This window comes from Pseudomonas mandelii, from assembly GCF_900106065.1.
Taxonomy (GTDB): domain Bacteria; phylum Pseudomonadota; class Gammaproteobacteria; order Pseudomonadales; family Pseudomonadaceae; genus Aquipseudomonas; species Aquipseudomonas mandelii.
The window spans coordinates 4096119-4113687 of record NZ_LT629796.1 but is presented as its reverse complement, the minus strand read 5'-3'; the positions used below and the strand labels follow the sequence as shown (position 1 = coordinate 4113687).

Annotated in this window: 20 protein-coding genes; 18 read left to right on the top strand and 2 right to left on the bottom strand. The window is 61.2% G+C overall.

The annotated features are described in order from the left end of the window. Positions 1 to 40: 40 nt before the first annotated feature. The 9 genes from BLU63_RS19045 (at position 41) to BLU63_RS19005 (ending at position 7878) form a co-directional block, all read left to right on the top strand. Positions 41 to 868: a DUF932 domain-containing protein gene (locus tag BLU63_RS19045; RefSeq protein ID WP_057005354.1), complete on the top strand. Its 828-nt coding sequence runs from the start codon at positions 41 to 43 to the stop codon at positions 866 to 868. A gap of 448 nt (positions 869 to 1316) precedes the next feature. Then, positions 1317 to 1625 carry a hypothetical protein gene (locus BLU63_RS19040; RefSeq protein ID WP_083375967.1) on the top strand — a complete coding sequence of 103 codons (309 nt, stop codon included), beginning with the start codon at positions 1317 to 1319 and terminating at the stop codon, positions 1623 to 1625. A gap of 226 nt (positions 1626 to 1851) precedes the next feature. After that, entirely contained in the window at positions 1852 to 2436 is a 585-nt protein-coding gene (gene pilL2 / locus BLU63_RS19035) for a PFGI-1 class ICE element type IV pilus protein PilL2 (RefSeq protein WP_057005355.1), read from the top strand. After that, positions 2433 to 3089: a hypothetical protein gene (locus BLU63_RS19030; RefSeq protein WP_057005356.1), complete on the top strand. Its 657-nt coding sequence runs from the start codon at positions 2433 to 2435 to the stop codon at positions 3087 to 3089. Before pilL2 ends, BLU63_RS19030 begins: the two co-directional genes overlap by 4 nt. A 9-nt stretch (positions 3090 to 3098) precedes the next feature. Further along, positions 3099 to 3836, top strand: coding sequence for a TIGR03759 family integrating conjugative element protein (locus tag BLU63_RS19025; protein ID WP_057005357.1), 738 nt, complete (start codon positions 3099 to 3101; stop codon positions 3834 to 3836). Positions 3837 to 3871: 35 nt separating this feature from the next. Beyond that, a complete protein-coding gene (locus BLU63_RS19020; protein ID WP_231990897.1) occupies positions 3872 to 4402 on the top strand; it encodes a transglycosylase SLT domain-containing protein in 531 nt (176 codons plus the stop codon). Beyond that, complete coding sequence (locus BLU63_RS19015) at positions 4399 to 4950, top strand: integrating conjugative element protein (protein WP_083375965.1); 552 nt, start codon at positions 4399 to 4401, stop codon at positions 4948 to 4950. Before BLU63_RS19020 ends, BLU63_RS19015 begins: the two co-directional genes overlap by 4 nt. A gap of 10 nt (positions 4951 to 4960) precedes the next feature. Further along, the gene (gene traD, locus BLU63_RS19010) at positions 4961 to 7132 is read left to right on the top strand and encodes a type IV conjugative transfer system coupling protein TraD (RefSeq protein ID WP_083375964.1); all 2172 of its coding nucleotides are present in this window, start codon (positions 4961 to 4963) and stop codon (positions 7130 to 7132) included. Continuing rightward, positions 7129 to 7878, top strand: a complete 750-nt coding sequence (locus tag BLU63_RS19005) for a TIGR03747 family integrating conjugative element membrane protein (protein WP_057978209.1) — start codon at positions 7129 to 7131, stop codon at positions 7876 to 7878. The genes traD and BLU63_RS19005 overlap by 4 nt, the downstream gene beginning before the upstream one ends. A gap of 15 nt (positions 7879 to 7893) precedes the next feature. On the opposite strand, the gene BLU63_RS19000 is transcribed toward BLU63_RS19005, so the two are convergent. Beyond that, positions 7894 to 9183 carry a type II toxin-antitoxin system HipA family toxin gene (locus BLU63_RS19000; RefSeq protein WP_057978211.1) on the bottom strand — a complete coding sequence of 430 codons (1290 nt, stop codon included), beginning with the start codon at positions 9181 to 9183 and terminating at the stop codon, positions 7894 to 7896. Beyond that, on the bottom strand, positions 9180 to 9503 hold the full coding sequence (locus BLU63_RS18995; RefSeq protein ID WP_024718120.1) for a helix-turn-helix domain-containing protein: 324 nt from the start codon (positions 9501 to 9503) through the stop codon (positions 9180 to 9182). The genes BLU63_RS19000 and BLU63_RS18995 overlap by 4 nt, the downstream gene beginning before the upstream one ends. Before the next feature lie 376 nt (positions 9504 to 9879). Here BLU63_RS18995 and BLU63_RS18990 point away from each other — a divergent pair, with 376 nt between their 5' ends. The 9 genes from BLU63_RS18990 to BLU63_RS18950 are packed head-to-tail and all read left to right on the top strand — an operon-like array spanning position 9880 to position 17556. After that, a complete protein-coding gene (locus BLU63_RS18990) occupies positions 9880 to 10236 on the top strand; it encodes an integrative conjugative element protein, RAQPRD family (RefSeq protein ID WP_057978213.1) in 357 nt (118 codons plus the stop codon). Next, positions 10233 to 10466, top strand: a complete 234-nt coding sequence (locus tag BLU63_RS18985) for a TIGR03758 family integrating conjugative element protein (protein WP_057978215.1) — start codon at positions 10233 to 10235, stop codon at positions 10464 to 10466. Before BLU63_RS18990 ends, BLU63_RS18985 begins: the two co-directional genes overlap by 4 nt. Positions 10467 to 10518: 52 nt before the next feature. Then, a complete protein-coding gene (locus BLU63_RS18980) occupies positions 10519 to 10845 on the top strand; it encodes a TIGR03745 family integrating conjugative element membrane protein (protein ID WP_082631599.1) in 327 nt (108 codons plus the stop codon). Between the two features lie 10 nt (positions 10846 to 10855). Next, positions 10856 to 11257: a TIGR03750 family conjugal transfer protein gene (locus BLU63_RS18975; RefSeq protein ID WP_028622317.1), complete on the top strand. Its 402-nt coding sequence runs from the start codon at positions 10856 to 10858 to the stop codon at positions 11255 to 11257. Further along, positions 11254 to 11946: a PFL_4703 family integrating conjugative element protein gene (locus BLU63_RS18970; RefSeq protein ID WP_048350987.1), complete on the top strand. Its 693-nt coding sequence runs from the start codon at positions 11254 to 11256 to the stop codon at positions 11944 to 11946. Before BLU63_RS18975 ends, BLU63_RS18970 begins: the two co-directional genes overlap by 4 nt. Beyond that, the gene (locus tag BLU63_RS18965) at positions 11943 to 12851 is read left to right on the top strand and encodes a TIGR03749 family integrating conjugative element protein (protein WP_057978218.1); all 909 of its coding nucleotides are present in this window, start codon (positions 11943 to 11945) and stop codon (positions 12849 to 12851) included. The genes BLU63_RS18970 and BLU63_RS18965 overlap by 4 nt, the downstream gene beginning before the upstream one ends. Then, positions 12841 to 14277 carry a TIGR03752 family integrating conjugative element protein gene (locus BLU63_RS18960; RefSeq protein ID WP_057978220.1) on the top strand — a complete coding sequence of 479 codons (1437 nt, stop codon included), beginning with the start codon at positions 12841 to 12843 and terminating at the stop codon, positions 14275 to 14277. Before BLU63_RS18965 ends, BLU63_RS18960 begins: the two co-directional genes overlap by 11 nt. Next, positions 14258 to 14692 carry a TIGR03751 family conjugal transfer lipoprotein gene (locus BLU63_RS18955; protein ID WP_057978221.1) on the top strand — a complete coding sequence of 145 codons (435 nt, stop codon included), beginning with the start codon at positions 14258 to 14260 and terminating at the stop codon, positions 14690 to 14692. Before BLU63_RS18960 ends, BLU63_RS18955 begins: the two co-directional genes overlap by 20 nt. Next, on the top strand, positions 14692 to 17556 hold the full coding sequence (locus tag BLU63_RS18950; RefSeq protein WP_083375963.1) for a conjugative transfer ATPase: 2865 nt from the start codon (positions 14692 to 14694) through the stop codon (positions 17554 to 17556). Before BLU63_RS18955 ends, BLU63_RS18950 begins: the two co-directional genes overlap by 1 nt. Positions 17557 to 17569: the final 13 nt, after the last annotated feature.

The window sequence follows — 17569 nt, the reverse complement described above, 5'->3', positions numbered from 1 at the left end:
GCCAGTCGTTGTCGGCTGCTCAATTTTCAAGGAGTTTGTCATGCAACTTGCCTCTCGTTTTGCATCACGTTCCCCCGTGCTACGTGCTGATCATCCGCTGTCGGATGACCAGATCCGCGCAGTCGCCCCTTCCATCTTCGCGGAAAACCCGCATGAAAGCCGTTCCGAGCGGTACAGCTACATACCGACCTGCGCTGTACTGGCGAAACTACGCGATGAAGGGTTCGAGCCCTTCATGGTGTGCCAGACCCGCGTGCGTCACGAAGACCGTCGTGAATTCACCAAGCACATGCTCCGGCTTCGTCATGCGAGCCAGATCAATGGCAAAGAGGCCAATGAAATTATCTTGCTCAATAGTCACGACGGTACGAGCAGCTATCAGATGCTGGCGGGTATGTTCCGCTTTGTCTGCCAAAACGGTCTGGTGTGCGGCAACATCGTCGGTGACGTCCGTGTGCCTCACAAGGGCAACGTGACGGAACATGTCATCGAGGGCGCCTATGAAGTCCTGCGTGGCTTCGACCAAGTACAGGACTCCCACGAAGCCATGCGAGCTATCACGCTCGACGATGGCGAAGCAGAGGTCTTTGCGCGCTCGGCACTGATGCTCAAGTACGACAGCCCGGACAAGGTGCTGCCGATCACTGAAAGCCAGGTGTTGGCGACACGCCGGTTCGATGACCAACGCACGGATCTGTGGTCGGTGTTTAACCGAGTACAGGAAAATCTGGTCAAAGGAGGTCTGTCCGGCCGGACTGCCAACGGTCGTCATCAACGCACACGCCCGGTGCAAGGCATCGATCAAAACGTACGCCTCAATCGGGCATTGTGGTTGCTGGCCGAAGGTTTGCGACAGCTCAAAGCTTGACCGCTCGCTGACTTTGCCCACTCCGGGCAGAGTCAGCGATTCTCACACATCGCTCCTGCCAGAGCGCTCTTCAATCCCCAAGGGACTGTACTGGCCTCGCGGGCTGGTGCCGTCCCTGCTTCTTCGTAAGGACATCACCATGCCCCATGCATCCGCCATCCAACCGCTACTGCGCATCCACGGACCGACTTCTTTATCCCAAAGGAGCTTTAGCATGAACCTTCGATACCTCCCACATCTGCGCTCCGCGCAGCCCTTCTCCGCCCAAGGAGCACCGTGCCATCAGTGGTGATTTAGCGTTGGTGGTTATCACTGACGAGCAACGCAGTCTCACGACCATTCAATTACTCGTCGAGGCAGTTGCCCCCTGAAGGCCGAGATTGTCGGTTTATCCACCTGTTGGGGCCCATCCCCCAAGGGTGCTGTGGTCCTCAACAAGGAAACTTCCATGGCACATTCATCCAGATACCACCGCCGCCACTCCAAGCTGTTGTTTCCGGTTGGCGCGTTGATCTTCAGCAAGGGCGTCGATCGCCTGATGCGTGAAGGTCGCCTTGATCCAATGCCGTTCTTTCAACGTCATGCGCGTGGTGACTGGGGCCAGGTTTCCGACGAGACATGGTACGCCAACAACGCCGCGCTGAAGATCGACTGGCAGCTCAATTCATTCTACGTGGTCACCCGCGAAATCAGCCTTAGCATCATGTCCGAGGCCGACCGCAGTGCCACCATGATCCGGCTACCGTCGGAACGCTGAGGCCGCTCTTGCCATTATCTACCGACTTCCGGTCGCCAGTACCGGTCAGTCACTTTTTTCACCGCCCGGGGGCCTAACTCGGCCCCTGTTCCCCTTGGCCTAAGGCAGAGTTTCCGAGCGCGGCCAAGGCCATGATCAATCTGGTGACTCGGCGAATCCTATTGTTTGCTGATGCACCGGCCTTGTGAGGCGATGGTGTCGGTTCCACGCTCCAGAGAATCGACCGATGCCAGCATTCAGCCAAAATCACCCCAGCAAGGTCTTACTCTGCCTGCTGATGACAACCGCTCTGGCCGGTTGCACGACGGCATCCGCGCCTACCCCGCCCACTCCGGCAGAACCCGCAAAGAAAGGTCCCAGCGCGTCCGCGCGCTGGATGCCGGAGTTCATCCCGGTGGTGCGTTATGGCCGGTACACCCTGGTCGAGTTGGCCCCGGCATCAGCGCAACAGGACCTGCTGCTTCAGGTCGTCGATGTGGCCGTTCCCGAGACACGCACAGCCACCGTTGGGGACGCCCTGCGTCATGTCCTGCTCCGTTCTGGCTACCAGTTGTGTTCCAGCAGTGATATCGCAGCGCTGAATGCGCTCCCGCTACCGGCTTCGCATTACCGACTGGGTCCGCTGTTGTTGCGTGATGCGCTGCTCACGCTGGCCGGTCCTGCCTGGGATCTGGAAGTCGACGACGGCGCACGCCGGATCTGCTTCACACACGCAGCACAGCCCACCACCGATGGCGCCCTTCCCCAATCCGGACCAGTCGCCCCTGTCGGCATAGCGCGGCCTCCATTGAAAACGGAGGCCAGGCCATGACGGGATCTCAATCCACCACAGCCGTTTCCCGCAGCATGCTGTTGCGTGCAGCAGGTATCACATGGCTGGTCCTCACTAGCGCAGCCACGATCGTCAACCATGTCTCACTGTCGAGTCTGGCCACCCAGGCCAGCGCCAACGCTCAGGCCAGCCAGGTTGTTGCCTTGGAAGCCCGACTGACTGATCTGAACCAGCGCCTCGACGTTCTGCAGAAACGGCCTGTCGCCTTGACCCAAGCCCGTTATGAGGCTGATAGCAAAACACTTGAGCAACGAATGACCGCCGTCGAAAGCGGGCTCGACCAGCGTCTGACAGCAGCCAGCCTGTCTTCTCTGGAAACACGCATCGACCAGTTGACCTCCCGTCTGGATAAACCCAACCAGACGACTCCAGTACCGGTGCGCACCCGTGTGACACACCCCACAAAGCCAATCCAAACAGCAAACCTACCGTTCACGGTTATGGGAACGGAGCTTCGCGGCGGCGAACGATTCCTGTCGATTCTGCCAACTGGCAATGCCGCCTTTTCCGAGATGCGCGTCCTGCGTCCCGGTGAGACCGACAGCGGCTGGCGCCTGCAAGCCATCGATGGCCAGACCGCCGTGTTCCAGCGCGAGAACGACGGTCAGACGCATCGATTGACGCTGCCATAGGGGCTCCGGATGAACAGCAATCTTGTTTTCCGCGCGTTAACGCTGAGCCTGATCGCCTTCTTTAACTCTCCGGTGATCGCACAAAACGCTCGCACGATCGCCTCTACCGTCTCGCCCAGCGAGGAACAAACAGCGACCTCACGCGTCAGCGACGAACAACAGGCCCGTGACTGGGGGTTGCACACGGAAGAATGGGCTCGCTATCGCCAATTGATGCAGGGACCGCTGGGCCTTTTTTCGCCCAACCTCGACCCATTGACCGCACTCGGCATCGAAGCGCGCTCCGAGGAAGAACGCGACCGCTATGCCGAGTTGCAGGTTCAGGTTGAAGCCCGCCGCGTCGAAAAGACGCTGGCATACCAGCAGGCCTACGACGCCGCCTGGCAACGCCTGCACCCGGGCATGCAACGTGTCACCCTGCCCGGCCATACTCCACGCAATTCCTCCACCACAGCCAACAGCACCGACCGCATCGCCGTGTTCATCAAGGACGGCTGCGCGCCCTGTGGCCTGGCGGTTCAGCAGTTGCAGGTATCCGATGTCGGCTTCGACCTCTACATGGTTGGCAGCCGCGCCAACGACGCGCTCATTCGCGACTGGGCAAAACGCGCCAGGATCAATCCAGATCGCGTACGCAACGGTTCAATCACGCTCAACCACGATGCCGGTCGCTGGCTGTCTTTGGGCCTGCCGGGGGACCTGCCTGCCGTTGTGCGACAGGTCAATGGCCAATGGCAACGGCAGTGACCCGTTGGCGTCATCGGCTCGTGGTACTGGGGTGGATGGCCATCATCGTCCCCGTCAGCGCGCAGGACGTACCGCCTCCGGCATATCAGATCGCCGCTCACCGGGCTGGCATTCCCTCTGCGGTGCTGTATGCGGTGGCGTTGCAGGAGAGCGGCCTGCAACGCGATGGCCGGCTGGTGCCATGGCCCTGGACTCTGAACGTGGCAGGCGTATCGCGCCGTTTCAGTTCCCGCGCCAAAGCCTGTACGGGTCTGCAAAAGGCGCTGCGGGAGGCTCCTCCCACACGGGTCGACGCCGGCCTCGGCCAGATCAATCTGGGTTATCAGAAGCACCGCTACCCGCAGCCCTGCGATCTACTCGACCCGTATCGCAACCTCGTTATCGCAGCGGAAATTCTGCGCGAACAGCACACCGACGGCGAGGACTGGCTGCTCGCCATTGGACGCTACCACCGCCCGGCAGGTGGGGCACCGGCTGCCCGCTACCGCATGAGTGTGCACAAGCACCTGCAGCACGTGCTCGGCGGCGCCCTCGCTGAAAACTCCCTCAGGAGAAAACCACTATGAAGCTCCATCCTCCTCTGCGAATCGCCGCCCCATCGCTGTTCGGCCTGCTATGCCTGGCCACCGGGGGAGCGCTCGCAGACGCCGCCTCGTTGATCGTGGTCGAAGACCGTGGCGGTGTTTCGGCATGGCCCTACTACCAATCACTGAATCTACGACCAGGCCAGGACCAGCCGTTAGCTCCTTCCCTCTCCGCACCTCATCCGTCACAGCAACGTTTCAGCGAAACAGACATGCTGCCGGTTCGTTCCGGGCGGCTGTCGCCGGGGGAGGAGCCGCGCAGGGTCATCCAGGCCTCCGGGCTGCGGCCAATGTTTCTGATCGGCGATGACGACCGCTCGCGCCAATGGTTACGCGAGCGTGCTGCAATCCTGGGCGAGTTGAAGGCGGTCGGCCTGGTCGTCAACGTGGCATCTGCCGACGCCCTTGCCACCTTGCGCGGACTGGTCCCGGACCTGACACTGTCGCCGGTATCAGGCGACGATCTCGCAGAACGCCTGGGGTTGCACCATTACCCCGTACTGGTCACTGCCACCGGCATTGAGCAGTGAGCCACTCGCCATGGCCCAGCCTCATGCGGTGGAAGTCCTACTACGGCCAGCGGTGGAGCTGTACACCGTGGCCGTCTGCGCCGCTGCCACGCTTCTGTGCCTGGTGGCGCCATGGTCGCTCGCGCTCAATCCGCTGCTCGGCCTGGGCTCGGCCCTGGCATTCTTCGCCTTTGGCGCGATCCGCCTGCGGGAAGCCTGGGCCATCCTGCGCTACCGCCGCAATATCCGCCGTCTGCCGAAGTACGTGATGACCAGCCGTGCTGTGCCGGTCAGTCAGCAGCGCCTGTTCATCGGTCGGGGGTTTCGCTGGGATCAACGGCACACGCATCGGCTGATGCAAACGTACCGCCCCGAGTTTCGTCGTTATGTGGAACCCACGGCTGCCTACCGCATCGCCCGCTGCCTGGAAGAGCGGCTGGAATTCGCACCCTTCCCACTCTCAAAGCTTGCCCGACTGACGGCCTGGGACAGCCCATTTAATCCGGCGCGGCCGCTACCTCCAGTCGGTGGCATGCCGCGCCTGCATGGCATTGAACCGCATGAAGTGGACGTTACGCTGCCGCTGGGGGAACGGGTTGGGCATTCACTCGTCCTGGGCACCACGCGGGTGGGCAAAACAAGACTCGCCGAGCTGTTCATCACCCAGGACATCCGGCGGCGTAACGCAGCCGGCGAGCATGAAGTGGTCATCGTCTTCGACCCCAAAGGCGATGCGGACCTGCTCAAGCGCATGTATGTCGAGGCCAAACGCGCCGGGCGCGAGGGCGAGTTCTATGTTTTTCACCTCGGCTGGCCAGATATTTCCGCCCGCTACAACGCCGTGGGACGGTTTGGTCGCATCAGCGAGGTGGCCACGCGCATTGCCGGCCAACTCTCCGGCGAGGGTAATTCCGCGGCGTTTCGCGAGTTCGCCTGGCGCTTCGTCAACATCATCGCCCGTGCACTCGTCGAGCTGGGGCAGCGGCCCGACTACCTGCTGATCCAGCGGCACGTGGTGAACATCGATGCCTTGTTTATCGAATACGCCCAGCACTACTTCGCGAGCAACGAGCCGAAGGCCTGGGAAGTCATCGTGCAGATCGAGGCCAGGCTCAACGACAAGAACACTCCCCGCAACATGATCGGCCGCGAGAAGCGCGTCATTGCGCTCGAACAATACCTGTCACAGGTCAGGGTCTACGATCCGGTGCTGGACGGGCTCAGATCTGCCGTACGCTATGACCGCACCTACTTTGACAAAATTGTCGCCTCGTTGCTGCCCCTGCTGGAAAAGCTCACGACCGGCAAGATTTCTCAGTTGCTGGCCCCGGACTATGCCGATCTGGCCGACCCCCGGCCCATTTTCGACTGGATGCAGATTATCCGGAAGAAGGCCGTGGTGTATGTGGGCCTCGATGCGCTCTCGGATGCCGAGGTTTCAGCCGCCGTGGGCAACAGCATGTTCAGCGACTTGGTGTCGGTCGCTGGACACATCTACAAGTTCGGTATTGACGATGGTCTACCCGGCACGGCGTCTGGGGTCAAAGTACCGATCAACGTGCACGCCGACGAGTTCAACGAACTGATGGGTGATGAGTTCATCCCCATGGTCAACAAAGGCGGCGGTGCCGGTCTCCAGGTCACCGCCTACACGCAAACGCTCAGTGACATTGAAGCGCGTATTGGCAACCGCGCCAAAGCCGGTCAAGTGGTCGGTAACTTCAACAATCTGTTTATGTTGAGGGTGCGGGAAACTGCGACCGCCGAATTACTCACGAAACAACTGCCGAAGGTTGAGGTGTACACCACCTCACTGATGAGCGGCGCCACCGACAGCTCCGACATTCACGGCAAGACCGATTTTACCAGCAACACCCAGGACCGCATCACGACGACGAGTGTGCCCCTGATCGAACCCGCCCATGTTGTCGGCCTGCCCAAGGGGCAGTGCTTTGCACTGATCGAAGGCGGCAACCTCTGGAAGATTCGCATGCCGCTGCCGGCACCCGACCCTGACGAAGTGATGCCTAGGGACCTGCAGCAGCTTGCTGGGTACATGCGCCAACACTACGTCGAGGCGGGTGACTGGTGGGACAGCAAAGCACTACCGGGCCTGCAGGATGCCCCTCTGCCTGATGACCTGCTTGACGGGTTCCGGCATATGGCGACCGCCGAAGTGGATGCTGAAGAGGCGCAACCGTGAGTGACCCGGCCAACACAGCGCAGCGCCAGCAGACCCAACAGCAGGGTTTGATCACCGGCATCATCACGCTGCCATTCCGGTTTGTGGCCGTGCTGTTGGGGTCTTTGTTTCTGTCCATCGTGATCGAATGTGTGGGTATGCACCTGTTCTGGGCCGATCAAGGCTGGCGGCACGCGCAAGGCATGCTGGACTACGAACTGACGCAACTCTCACAACACTTCACACGCAGCGCCGTGGTGCAGGAACCGGGACAAACGGCGTCCTGGTTGGTAGAAACGGCTTACCAATGGGTGTTCGTCAAAAGCGGGCTCATTGACTGGATGCGCGACGCATCGGCCAAAGCCAGTTCACCCAGCCAGGGAGCGGGTCGGGATTTCCGTTTTTATCTGAGTCAGGTTTATGTGTACCTGGAGAACGATCTGATCGCCAGTGCGTACACGCTACTGGTGTTCCTCGTCCGGCTGCTGGTGCTGGTACTGACCATCCCACTATTCCTGATGGCAGCTTTCGTCGGACTGGTCGATGGCCTGGTGCGGCGGGACATCAGGCGCTTTGGTGCGGGCCGTGAGTCAGGCTTTGTCTACCACCGGGCAAAGGCCAGTCTGATGCCTCTCGCCGTCATGCCTTGGGTCCTTTACCTGACCCTGCCCGTCAGCGCACACCCGCTTCTTATCTTGCTTCCCTGCGCAATTCTGTTAGGTGCCGCAACAGACCTCGCAGCAGGCAGCTTCAAAAAATACCTATAAGTGCTGACCGGTATTTCAGGCCAGTAATGCCTGCGCCGCCTCCATTTGCTCGTGCTCAAACGCTGGCGCAAAATCGTCCAACTCGCTCGCTTGCAACCCCACCACTGCACTGAGCGCAATCTGCCGCCAGTCCAGCACGGCGTCATACACTTCTGCCAGCACGGCCAACGCATCCTCCCGACTCAACGAAAAATAGGTGCTCCGCGCCAGCAGCATCTCAAGATCGGTGATCGGTCCATCCTCCTCCGACAGCCAGGTTTTCGACTCTCGCTCTTTGTCCGGGAAGGGATTGACGTCGAATGCCGGTGCCAGCCGCCAGAGCCCCTTTTCCACATGAAGAAAGCCATGGTTCTGCAGGTGGTCATCCACATTGGTGATCAGTAGGTTAAAAACCAGTCGCCGCCACAGCTGCTGCACATCTGCGGTCGGTGCATACCCCACGGAACGGATAGCATCGGCAATTTCGGTATAGCTTCGATCCTCTTCGCGCGACGCCTGCAGCAAAGACGCGGCGGACTGGTATGGAATACGCCCATCAGCACCATCGCGATCGAAACGACGGATGATAGCGACCGGTACGCCGTCCAACTCTATGATACGGGCCGGCGCGGCATTGATACCTGCTTGTTTTGCCAAGCATAAGGCCAGCACTTCGCCGCGCGTCACGCTACGGGTGTCGCCCACGCTTGGGAATTTTCCAATGGCGAGTGCGCCATCCTCATCGACCACCGTGCTCTTGGGGCGCATCCCGCCGAGCGATGTGCCTTTGCCCTGAAGGTAACGCAAATCTTCAGTGCTTTCCTGACCTTTCTCAACTGCCCGGCTGGCCTGGTAGATGCGCTGCAATTCCAGCAGTGGCGGTGTAGCGCGCCGTCCATCTTCAATCGTCCGGCAATAATGTCCGTTCTGATCGCGCAGTCTCAGCGCGCCGATCCGGCTGAAATCGTCAACCGCCAGCAGGTAGTCCATCTCTGTCAGCGACGCGAGCGATGGATTACCCTTACGACGCTTGGCATGGTCACGTGCGATGACCCGGCGTCCCCAAGCGTCCGGTGTCGTATCGGCAATGGCGAAATGAAAGACCGAATCGTGAGCTGAGGGAGCTCTACGTGGCTGATAACCCGAGATCAGGCTGAGATCGGCAGAAACATTGAACCCCTCCTGATTCCCCAACCATCCCTGCTCATAGGCAAAGGTGGTGTTCTCACGGCGTCCCTGCTTGACGTAAATAAGAGTGCCAACAGGTATTCCCGCCTTACCAAGACAGACCTGGACTTGCTGGCGAACTGAAGTAACCGATTTCATAATGCCCCCGATGCCGGCGGTTTACTGCGTACACGTTTAGGCAATTGTTCATCCATCAGCGTCAACCCGATGTCGTCGTGCGCCGTATCCAGCAGGTTGGCCAGCGCCTGTACCTCACCGAACACGTGCAAGGCGCGGGCGAAGAAATGAATAGGCACCCGCATATCCCCTTTCTCCATGCGCCGAACAGTGGACACAGAAGCTCCCATTCGCTCTGCAAGCGAGGCCTGTGAAATCCGTCGACGCCTGCGTGCAAGCTCAATGTCGCTGCCGAGCTTGCGGAGCGCCCGCTCGACGGGCAACGGCAATGGTGTACTCATTTATCATCCTCATAGGAACGCTTAAGGCTATTATCAGTTCCCATGAGAACAATTACCTCACGCCTTGTTACTGTTGTCAATAAACATCCCACGGGAGCGCTAATAAGCGATTAGCACTCCAATCAGAATGCTAAAGTGAAATTTGACAAGATATCCGCCCTGAGCGTCCACGATTTCGATACGCAGAGACACAGATGAAGAGATAGCTGTTCTGCGATGAAACAATCGCCCCTGCCACTCTCTTCAGAATGCACAACGCAACACCACCAAAAAAATGTTGTAAGGAAAGTGGTGAGGAGTAACTCCCCATTGTTTGCGGCTTTCCACCAGCTATCCCCGCAGCATCGAGCCATTCGAGTCCATCGGAAATGGCGCAATGGCAAGGTTTCACAATTCGGCTTACGCATGGCGACGTCCTGTCGTAGCGTTGCTGCTCACCAGTATCTTCATCACACAGCTCGCCGCCGCAGCTGACGATGGGTATGAGCGTGAACACCTGGCGGCCGTCGCCCGCCAGCTCGACCTGCTTGACCGTCTGGCCAAACAATCCGCCAGCACCGCCCCCGAGTCACGCTCCCGCTATCACTTCGACTATCGGCGTCTGGATGCCGACCTGCAGCGCATGCGGTCGGGCATCAACGACTACCTGACGCCTCAGCGTGCACAGCCACGCGATCCCTCTGCACTGCTTGGCGATTACCGCCAGGACGCCAAACAGGAGGATGACCGATGAACGCCAACCAGCTTGCCGCCTTTCAGGCCAATGCAGGCTTCACCCCCTCTGCTGTCGCCGGCGTACTGCTCGGCGCCGTGTTCGCAACCCTGCTGCTGTGGGGCGTATGGGCCCTGCGCACAGCCTATGTCGGCTGGTCGGAACAGCGGATTTCCCAGCGTCAGTTCGTCGGCGTTGCGGTGAGGTTTATCGCGATGTACGTGGTGCTGACTTTTTTCCTGCTCTCCTAACGCAAAGGCTCACATCATGAACCTGCTCTCGTATCGCTTGCATTCGGCACGTATGGCCGTCCTGACCTCGGCATCCACACTCGCCATGCTGCCGACGTTTGTCCGGGCCGACCTCCCAACCCTGGAAGATCCGTCGAGGGGCACCGGCTCCGGCATCATGGAGACGCTGCGCAATTACGGTTACGACATCGTGATGCTCGTTGCCTTGCTGGTGGTCGCCTCGATGTTTGTCGGTGTCTGCTACCACGCCTACGGTACCTATGCGGAAATCCACACGGGCCGCAAAACCTGGGGGCAATTCGGCCTGACGGTGGCCGTGGGCGCCGTCCTGCTGGTCGTTGGTGTCTGGCTGCTCACTGAAGCCACCGGCGTGCTCTAGGAGTCATGCCATGAGCACGCATCAGGACATTCGGCCTGACGGGACGGTGGTGTTTCTTCCACACCGTCTCAACCGTCACCCCGTGGTCGTCCGCGGCCTTACCGCGGATGAGCTGTGGATCTGCGCCGGGCTGTCGGCGGCAGGCAGCCTGGTGGTTGGCGTGCCGCTGGCCTTTGTATTTTCGACGATCGCCATCGTGCCCACGGCCATCATGCTGGGCATCGCTGCCGGGGTGTTTGCAGGTGGAGGCATGCTGCGTCGCCAGAAACGTGGCAGACCCGATACCTGGCTGTATCGCCAACTGCAGTGGCGTATTGCACAGCGTCATCCAGCCTTAGCGTCTTTTGTGGGCGCGCACGCGTTAGTGATCCGATCGGGTTACTGGAGCACGCGCAGGAGCAAGGCAGCGTGAGCCGGTTCAAGAACGAAATCACTCACCTCCAGTCGCACATCAAGACCTTGCGGCTGGGGCTTGGCGCACTACTTGTTATCGCCTTGGTGATGGGCGGCGGCTGGTGGAGCGCACCGCGTGACCTGACCGTGCACGTCCCGCCCGACCTGCGCTCCGGCAGTACCCGGAAATGGTGGGAAGTGCCACCCGAAAGCGTCTACGCCTTCTCGTTCTACATCTGGCAGCAACTCCAGCGCTGGCCCACCAACGGTGACGAAGACTATGCGCGCAACATTCATGTACTGGCGCCCTACTTCACCCCCGCCTGCCAGACCTTTCTGCGCAATGACTATGAATACCGCCGTACGGCAGGTGAGTTACGCCAGCGGGTACGAGGCATTTATGAAATTCCGGGGCGTGGCTACGGCGAGAACCCGGCCCAGCGGGTGAAAGTCGTCTCCGACCGCGATTGGATCGTCACGCTTGATGTGACGGCGGATGAGTACTACGGCGCCGAGCAGGTCAAACGAGCGCTGGTTCGTTACCCGCTCAAGGTCGTACGGGTGGACGTCGACCCCGAGCGCAACCCGTTCGGCCTGGCCCTGGACTGCTACAGCGGCGCGCCGCAACGCATCATCAGCCCCGACCCCGTCACACCTGCCAGCACCACGCCGGGCGGGCTGGGTGGCGCTATGGGAGAGACGCCATGAAACACCTGCTCTGTGCCTTCAGCCTGCTGCTCACCGTTGTGCTGTCGCCGACAGTCCACGCCGTGGAGATCCTTCGCTGGGAGCGCCTGCCCCTGGCGGTTTCCCTGGTCGTGGATCAGGAGCGGATCGTGTTCATCGACCGCAACGTCCGCGTGGGTGTGCCTGCTTCACTCGCCGGACGCCTGCGGGTACAAAGTGCCGGTGGTGCACTCTATCTGCGCGCCAGTGAGCCCATCGAACCAACACGCCTGCAACTGCAGGATGCTGACAACGGGACACTGATCCTGCTGGACATCGCGGCTGAGCCCGCTCGGGCAGGCCAGGCAGCGATGGAGCCCGTGCGCATTGTTGAGGCTGAGGGCCCTGCTCAACGCTACGGCGAGGCGCAGACATCTCAGGACAGTCATGACAGCGCCGACACGACCAGCCCGCCTCGTGCTGCCCGTGAAACACCTGTGCCCGTGGTTCTGACCCGCTACGCCGCGCAGCACCTGTACGCCCCACTGCGCACAGTCGAATCCGTTCCTGGCGTGACGCGCGTGAACCTGCGCCGCCATCAGCCCCTAGACGCGCTGCTGCCCACCCTGCCCGTTCAGGCCAGAGCCATCGCCGCCTGGCGGCTGGATGATCTGTGGGTGACCGCCGTCAGGTTGGCCAACAGGTCGACCTACTGGCTCACCCTGGATCCGCGCGAACTGCTGGGTGATTTCACGAACGCAACGTTTCAGCATTCAGCCTTGGGCCCTGTCGGTACCCCGGAAGACACCTCGGTGGTTTACCTGGTGACCCGAGGGCATGGCCTGGCCGAATCTCTGTTGCCGGCAGTCAGCCCGATCAATGCAGCGCTGAATCTGCCGTCCCCCTCAACGCCTGCCCCGAAGGACGGAGTTCGTCATGAAAGGTAACGGTCTGCTGAAGTGGCTGATGGTGCCCATGGCGCTCTTGCTGGTGTTCGTCGGGATCAAGCTGTTTTCCGACGGTAACGTCCAACCGGTCAATGACGGCACTCCCCGGCTGACGCCGCAAGAGGCAAAGGCATTGGGTATCGAAGGCGACACGCCCCGCGACACCGTGGCGACGCTGGTAGGTCAGGTCAAACAACTGCGTACCGAATTGCAGGGTGCGATGGCGGACAACAAAACGCAGAAGTCTGAAAACGAGCGGTTGCGTCAGCGTGAAGGCTCAATTGACCGGCGCATCCAAAGTGCGCTGGAGACTGAACGCAACCAGTTGCGCAACGACCGTGAGCAGGTCTCCGGCGAGCGGCAGCAAGCTCAGGGCTTGCTGCAAGACCTGCAGCGCCAAATCGAAGGGCTGTCCAGTCAGCGTGGCGATGCCGACCTTCCCATCGGTCTGGGCCTGAAACCCGGGGACGGCGATGGACTCGGCAGTGACGGTATTCACTGGATTGAACCGGACGATGCCAGGCGCGATGGTAAAAGTAGCGCCTCTGGCAAGCGCGACAGCTTCAGCTTCCCCACCCGTTTCGGGCCCGCGCAGAAGACGCTGGAAGCGACCCGGGAGACCGTCGTGGAAGCTGGCAGCAAGGCGACGGGTGTGTCCACCGCAACGCCGGTTTACACCGTGCCAACCAACGCAACGCTGATGGGCTCGATTGCGATGACTGCGTTGATCGGGCGCGTGCCGGTGGACGGTACGGTGAATGACCCCTACCCGTTCAAGGTCCTCATTGGTCCCGACAACCTCACCGCCAACGGCATCGACCTCCCCGAGGTGTCCGGCGCGGTGGTCAGCGGTACCGCATCAGGCGACTGGACGCTGTCCTGCGTGCGCGGCCAGATCCGCAGTGTGACGTTCGTGTTCCATGACGGCACCATCCGCACCGTGCCCGAAGAGGGCCAGCTCGGTGGCAACCAGCAGCAGGACAACAGGGGCAGCAACGCTACCCAGGAAGGCCTGGGCTGGATCAGCGATCCCTATGGCATCCCGTGCGTTTCAGGTGAACGCCGCAGCAACGCCCAGCAGTACCTCGGCAGTCAGGCGCTGATTACGGCGGCGGGTGCCGGCGTCGCATCGCTGATCAAATCGGACAACGACAGCGTCGCTGTGGTGGCTAACAACAACGGTTCAATGGGCACCGTGGGTATTACCGGCAACGAAGCGGTGGGCCGCATCCTCGCGGGCGGTGTGCAGGACATGTCGCAGTGGGTGAACAAGCTCTACGGGCAGGCCTTCGCAGCCGTCTACGTCAAGCCCGGTGCCCAGGTCGCCGTCCATCTCGAACAACCCCTCAGCATCGACTACGCCCCCAAAGGTCGTCGCGTCGATCACCGTTTAGGAGGCGCTCCCCATGCGCAGGATCTGGATTAACGGCCTGACGGTCCTCATGGTGGCCGTGGCCTTGGCCGGCTGCTCGACCAGCAAGGAAAAGATGCTGCCGCATGACGGCAACACCATGCTCGATATCTGGAACGAGGAGACCGGCGGTGCCGCGCGTGGCGGGCAGAGTGCCCAGCAGTTGCTGGACGCCCGGCAGTCGCTGCGCCGGTCACTCACGCAAGACGATGTGAACGCGGCGCCGACTGTCAACGCAAGCTATACCCGCACCGCGCAGAACGAGATCTACCGGCAGTTCCACCGCCTGCCCAATCCAGACCTTGTGATGTACGTCTTCCCCCATCTGGCAGGCACTGATCCCGCTCCCGTTCCCGGGTACACGACCGTCTTTCCCCTGTACCAGCGGGTCCAGTACGCCATGCCCGGTGAACGGGTCGAGAACTACTGATGCGCTGGCCATTTTCCCGCGTACCTGAGACAACTCAGACAGACAGGCCAACGCCGGATGCCTGGGAGCGCCATGTTGCCGAACTGCAGGCTCACGGCATTCCGACGCCGGGCAAGCCCGGTGCCACGCGGCGGCGTCCTGCCACACAGGCTGTCGAGCAGGCGCTTTATGACGTCGCGCCCTCGTTTGCCGATCTGTTGCCCTGGGTCGAATACCTGTCCGACTCAAAATGCATGCTGCTCGAAGACGGCGTCTCCGTCGCGGCATTTTTTGAATTGATGCCCGTCGGTACGGAGGGCCGTGAGGCGGCCTGGCTTGCGCAGGCGCGCGACGCCCTGGAAAACGCACTACAGGACAGTTTCGATGAACTGGATGACTCGCCCTGGGTGATGCAGCTCTACGCTCAGGACGAGACCGACTGGAACCCGTACCTTGCCTCCCTGCGCAGTTATCTCCAGCCACGGGCACAGGGCAGCGCCTTCAGCGAGTTCTACCTGCGCTTTTTCGGTCACCATCTGCGGGCCGTTGCCAAGCAGGGCGGCCTGTTCGAGGACCGCACAGTCACCAAGTTACCCTGGCGCGGCCAAACGCGCCGCGTCCGCCTGGTGGTATATCGGCGGGCTGGGAGTACGCCCGCCCGACGCGGGCAATCCCCCGAGCAGGCATTGAATGTCATTTGCGACCGGCTGCTCGGCGGCCTGTCCAATGCGGGCATACGCGCCCGTCGCCTGCAGGCGGCAGATATTCATGCCTGGCTGGTGCTTTGGTTCAACCCGCGGCCGACGATGCTCGGCCCCACGTTAGACGACCGCGAACGCTTCTACCGCCTCACGTCCTATCCGACGGAGTCCGAACCCGGCGAGCTGGAACTGGCCAGTGGTACGGATTTCGCGCAGCGCCTGTTTTTCGGCCAGCCCCGCTCTGACGTCGAAAACGGCCTGTGGTACTTCGACGACCTGCCCCACCGGACCGTTGTTGTCGACCGGTTGCGCACGCCGCCCAACACCGGGCACATCACCGGTGAAACCCGCAAGGGCGGTGATGCGATCAATGCCCTGATGGATCAGATGCCCGAAGACACGGTGATGTGCCTGACGATGGTCGTCACGCCGCAGGACATTCTTGAGGCGCACCTGAATCACCTGGCGAAAAAGGCAGTTGGTGAAACCCTGGCCTCGGAACAGGCATTGAAGGACGTCCAGCAGGCGCGCGGGCTGATTGGCAGTGCACACAAGCTGTATCGCGCCTCGCTGGCGTTCTACCTTCGGGGTCGGGACATGGCAGACCTCGATACCCGCGGTCTGCAACTGGGCAACGTCCTGCTCAACGCAGGCCTGCAACCGGTGCGCGAAGAAGATGAAGTCGCGCCGCTCAACAGCTATCTGCGTTGGTTACCCTGTGTCTATGACCCGGGCAAAGACAAGCGTCAGTGGTACACCCAACTCATGTTCGCGCAGCATGTAGCCAACCTGGCACCGACTTGGGGGCGCAGTGCCGGCACCGGCCGCCCCGGGATCACCTTCTTCAACCGTGGCGGCGGCACCATCACCTTTGATCCGTTGAACCGACTCGACCGCCAGATGAATGCACACCTGTTCCTGTTCGGCCCCACCGGTTCAGGCAAGTCGGCCACGCTCAACAACATCCTCAACCAGATCACCGCCATCTACCGGCCACGGCTGTTCATCGTGGAAGCCGGTAACAGCTTTGGCCTCTACGGTGAGTTCGCCGCGCGTCTGGGGCTGACGGTGCATCGCGTCAGGCTTTCGCCCGGTGCAGGCGTGAGCCTTGCGCCCTTCGCCGACGCCTGGCGCCTGGTCGACACGCCCAGCCAGGTCCAGACACTCGATGCCGACGCGCTCGATGAAGAATCCGCCGAGGGCGATGCCAGTGCTGACGAGCAACGTGATGTGCTGGGTGAACTGGAGATCACCGCACGATTGATGATCACCGGCGGGGAGGACAGAGAGGAAGCCAGGATGACCCGTGCCGATCGCAGCCTGATCCGTCAGTGCATCCTCGAGGCCGCCCATCGCTGCGTGATAGAAAAACGCACGGTACTGACCCGTGATGTACGCAATGCGCTGCGCGAACGCGGTTGCGATTCGACGTTACCCGAGACACGTCGTACTCGTCTGCTGGAAATGGCCGATGCGATGGACATGTTCTGCCAGGGCGTCGATGGCGAGATGTTCGACAGGCCGGGTACGCCTTGGCCGGAGGCCGATATCACGGTTGTCGACCTGGCCACGTTCGCCCGCGAGGGCTACAACGCGCAGCTGTCGATTGCCTACATTTCGCTGATCAACACCGTCAACAACATCGCCGAGCGCGACCAGTTCCTCGGCCGCCCGATCATCAATGTCACCGATGAAGGCCACATCATCACCAAGAACCCGCTGCTCGCGCCCTATGTGGTCAAGATCACCAAGATGTGGCGCAAACTGGGCGCCTGGTACTGGCTGGCAACGCAGAACCTGGACGACCTGCCGAAAGCCGCCGAGCCCATGCTCAACATGATCGAGTGGTGGATTTGCCTGAGCATGCCGCCCGACGAGGTGGAGAAGATTGCCCGGTTTCGTGAACTGAACGCCTCGCAGAAGGCCCTGATGCTGTCCGCACGCAAGGAAGCCGGAAAATTCACGGAGGGGGTGATTTTGTCAAAATCAATGGAGTTGCTGTTCCGTGCGGTACCGCCCAGCCTGTACCTGGCGCTGGCAATGACGGAACCCGAAGAGAAAGCCGAACGTTTTCAGTTGATGCAGCAGCACGGCATCAGTGAACTGGAAGCCGCGCTACGCGTTGCCGACCAGATCGACCGAGCGCGGGGCATCGAGCCGCTGCGCTACGACCTGTTTGATTGACGTCGAGGATTCC

What these genes read in the sequence shown, in the direction of transcription:
- BLU63_RS19045 (WP_057005354.1), top strand. Translation starts at nt 41, where the DNA reads ATGCAACTTGCCTCTCGTTTTGCATCACGTTCCCCCGTGCTACGTGCT.
- BLU63_RS19040 (WP_083375967.1), top strand. Translation starts at nt 1,317, where the DNA reads ATGGCACATTCATCCAGATACCACCGCCGCCACTCCAAGCTGTTGTTT.
- pilL2 (WP_057005355.1), top strand. Translation starts at nt 1,852, where the DNA reads ATGCCAGCATTCAGCCAAAATCACCCCAGCAAGGTCTTACTCTGCCTG.
- BLU63_RS19030 (WP_057005356.1), top strand. Translation starts at nt 2,433, where the DNA reads ATGACGGGATCTCAATCCACCACAGCCGTTTCCCGCAGCATGCTGTTG.
- BLU63_RS19025 (WP_057005357.1), top strand. Translation starts at nt 3,099, where the DNA reads ATGAACAGCAATCTTGTTTTCCGCGCGTTAACGCTGAGCCTGATCGCC.
- BLU63_RS19020 (WP_231990897.1), top strand. Translation starts at nt 3,872, where the DNA reads ATGGCCATCATCGTCCCCGTCAGCGCGCAGGACGTACCGCCTCCGGCA.
- BLU63_RS19015 (WP_083375965.1), top strand. Translation starts at nt 4,399, where the DNA reads ATGAAGCTCCATCCTCCTCTGCGAATCGCCGCCCCATCGCTGTTCGGC.
- traD (WP_083375964.1), top strand. Translation starts at nt 4,961, where the DNA reads ATGGCCCAGCCTCATGCGGTGGAAGTCCTACTACGGCCAGCGGTGGAG.
- BLU63_RS19000 (WP_057978211.1), bottom strand. Translation starts at nt 9,183, where the DNA reads ATGAAATCGGTTACTTCAGTTCGCCAGCAAGTCCAGGTCTGTCTTGGT.
- BLU63_RS18995 (WP_024718120.1), bottom strand. Translation starts at nt 9,503, where the DNA reads ATGAGTACACCATTGCCGTTGCCCGTCGAGCGGGCGCTCCGCAAGCTC.
- BLU63_RS18990 (WP_057978213.1), top strand. Translation starts at nt 9,880, where the DNA reads ATGGCAAGGTTTCACAATTCGGCTTACGCATGGCGACGTCCTGTCGTA.
- BLU63_RS18985 (WP_057978215.1), top strand. Translation starts at nt 10,233, where the DNA reads ATGAACGCCAACCAGCTTGCCGCCTTTCAGGCCAATGCAGGCTTCACC.
- BLU63_RS18980 (WP_082631599.1), top strand. Translation starts at nt 10,519, where the DNA reads ATGGCCGTCCTGACCTCGGCATCCACACTCGCCATGCTGCCGACGTTT.
- BLU63_RS18975 (WP_028622317.1), top strand. Translation starts at nt 10,856, where the DNA reads ATGAGCACGCATCAGGACATTCGGCCTGACGGGACGGTGGTGTTTCTT.
- BLU63_RS18965 (WP_057978218.1), top strand. Translation starts at nt 11,943, where the DNA reads ATGAAACACCTGCTCTGTGCCTTCAGCCTGCTGCTCACCGTTGTGCTG.
- BLU63_RS18960 (WP_057978220.1), top strand. Translation starts at nt 12,841, where the DNA reads ATGAAAGGTAACGGTCTGCTGAAGTGGCTGATGGTGCCCATGGCGCTC.
- BLU63_RS18955 (WP_057978221.1), top strand. Translation starts at nt 14,258, where the DNA reads ATGCGCAGGATCTGGATTAACGGCCTGACGGTCCTCATGGTGGCCGTG.
- BLU63_RS18950 (WP_083375963.1), top strand. Translation starts at nt 14,692, where the DNA reads ATGCGCTGGCCATTTTCCCGCGTACCTGAGACAACTCAGACAGACAGG.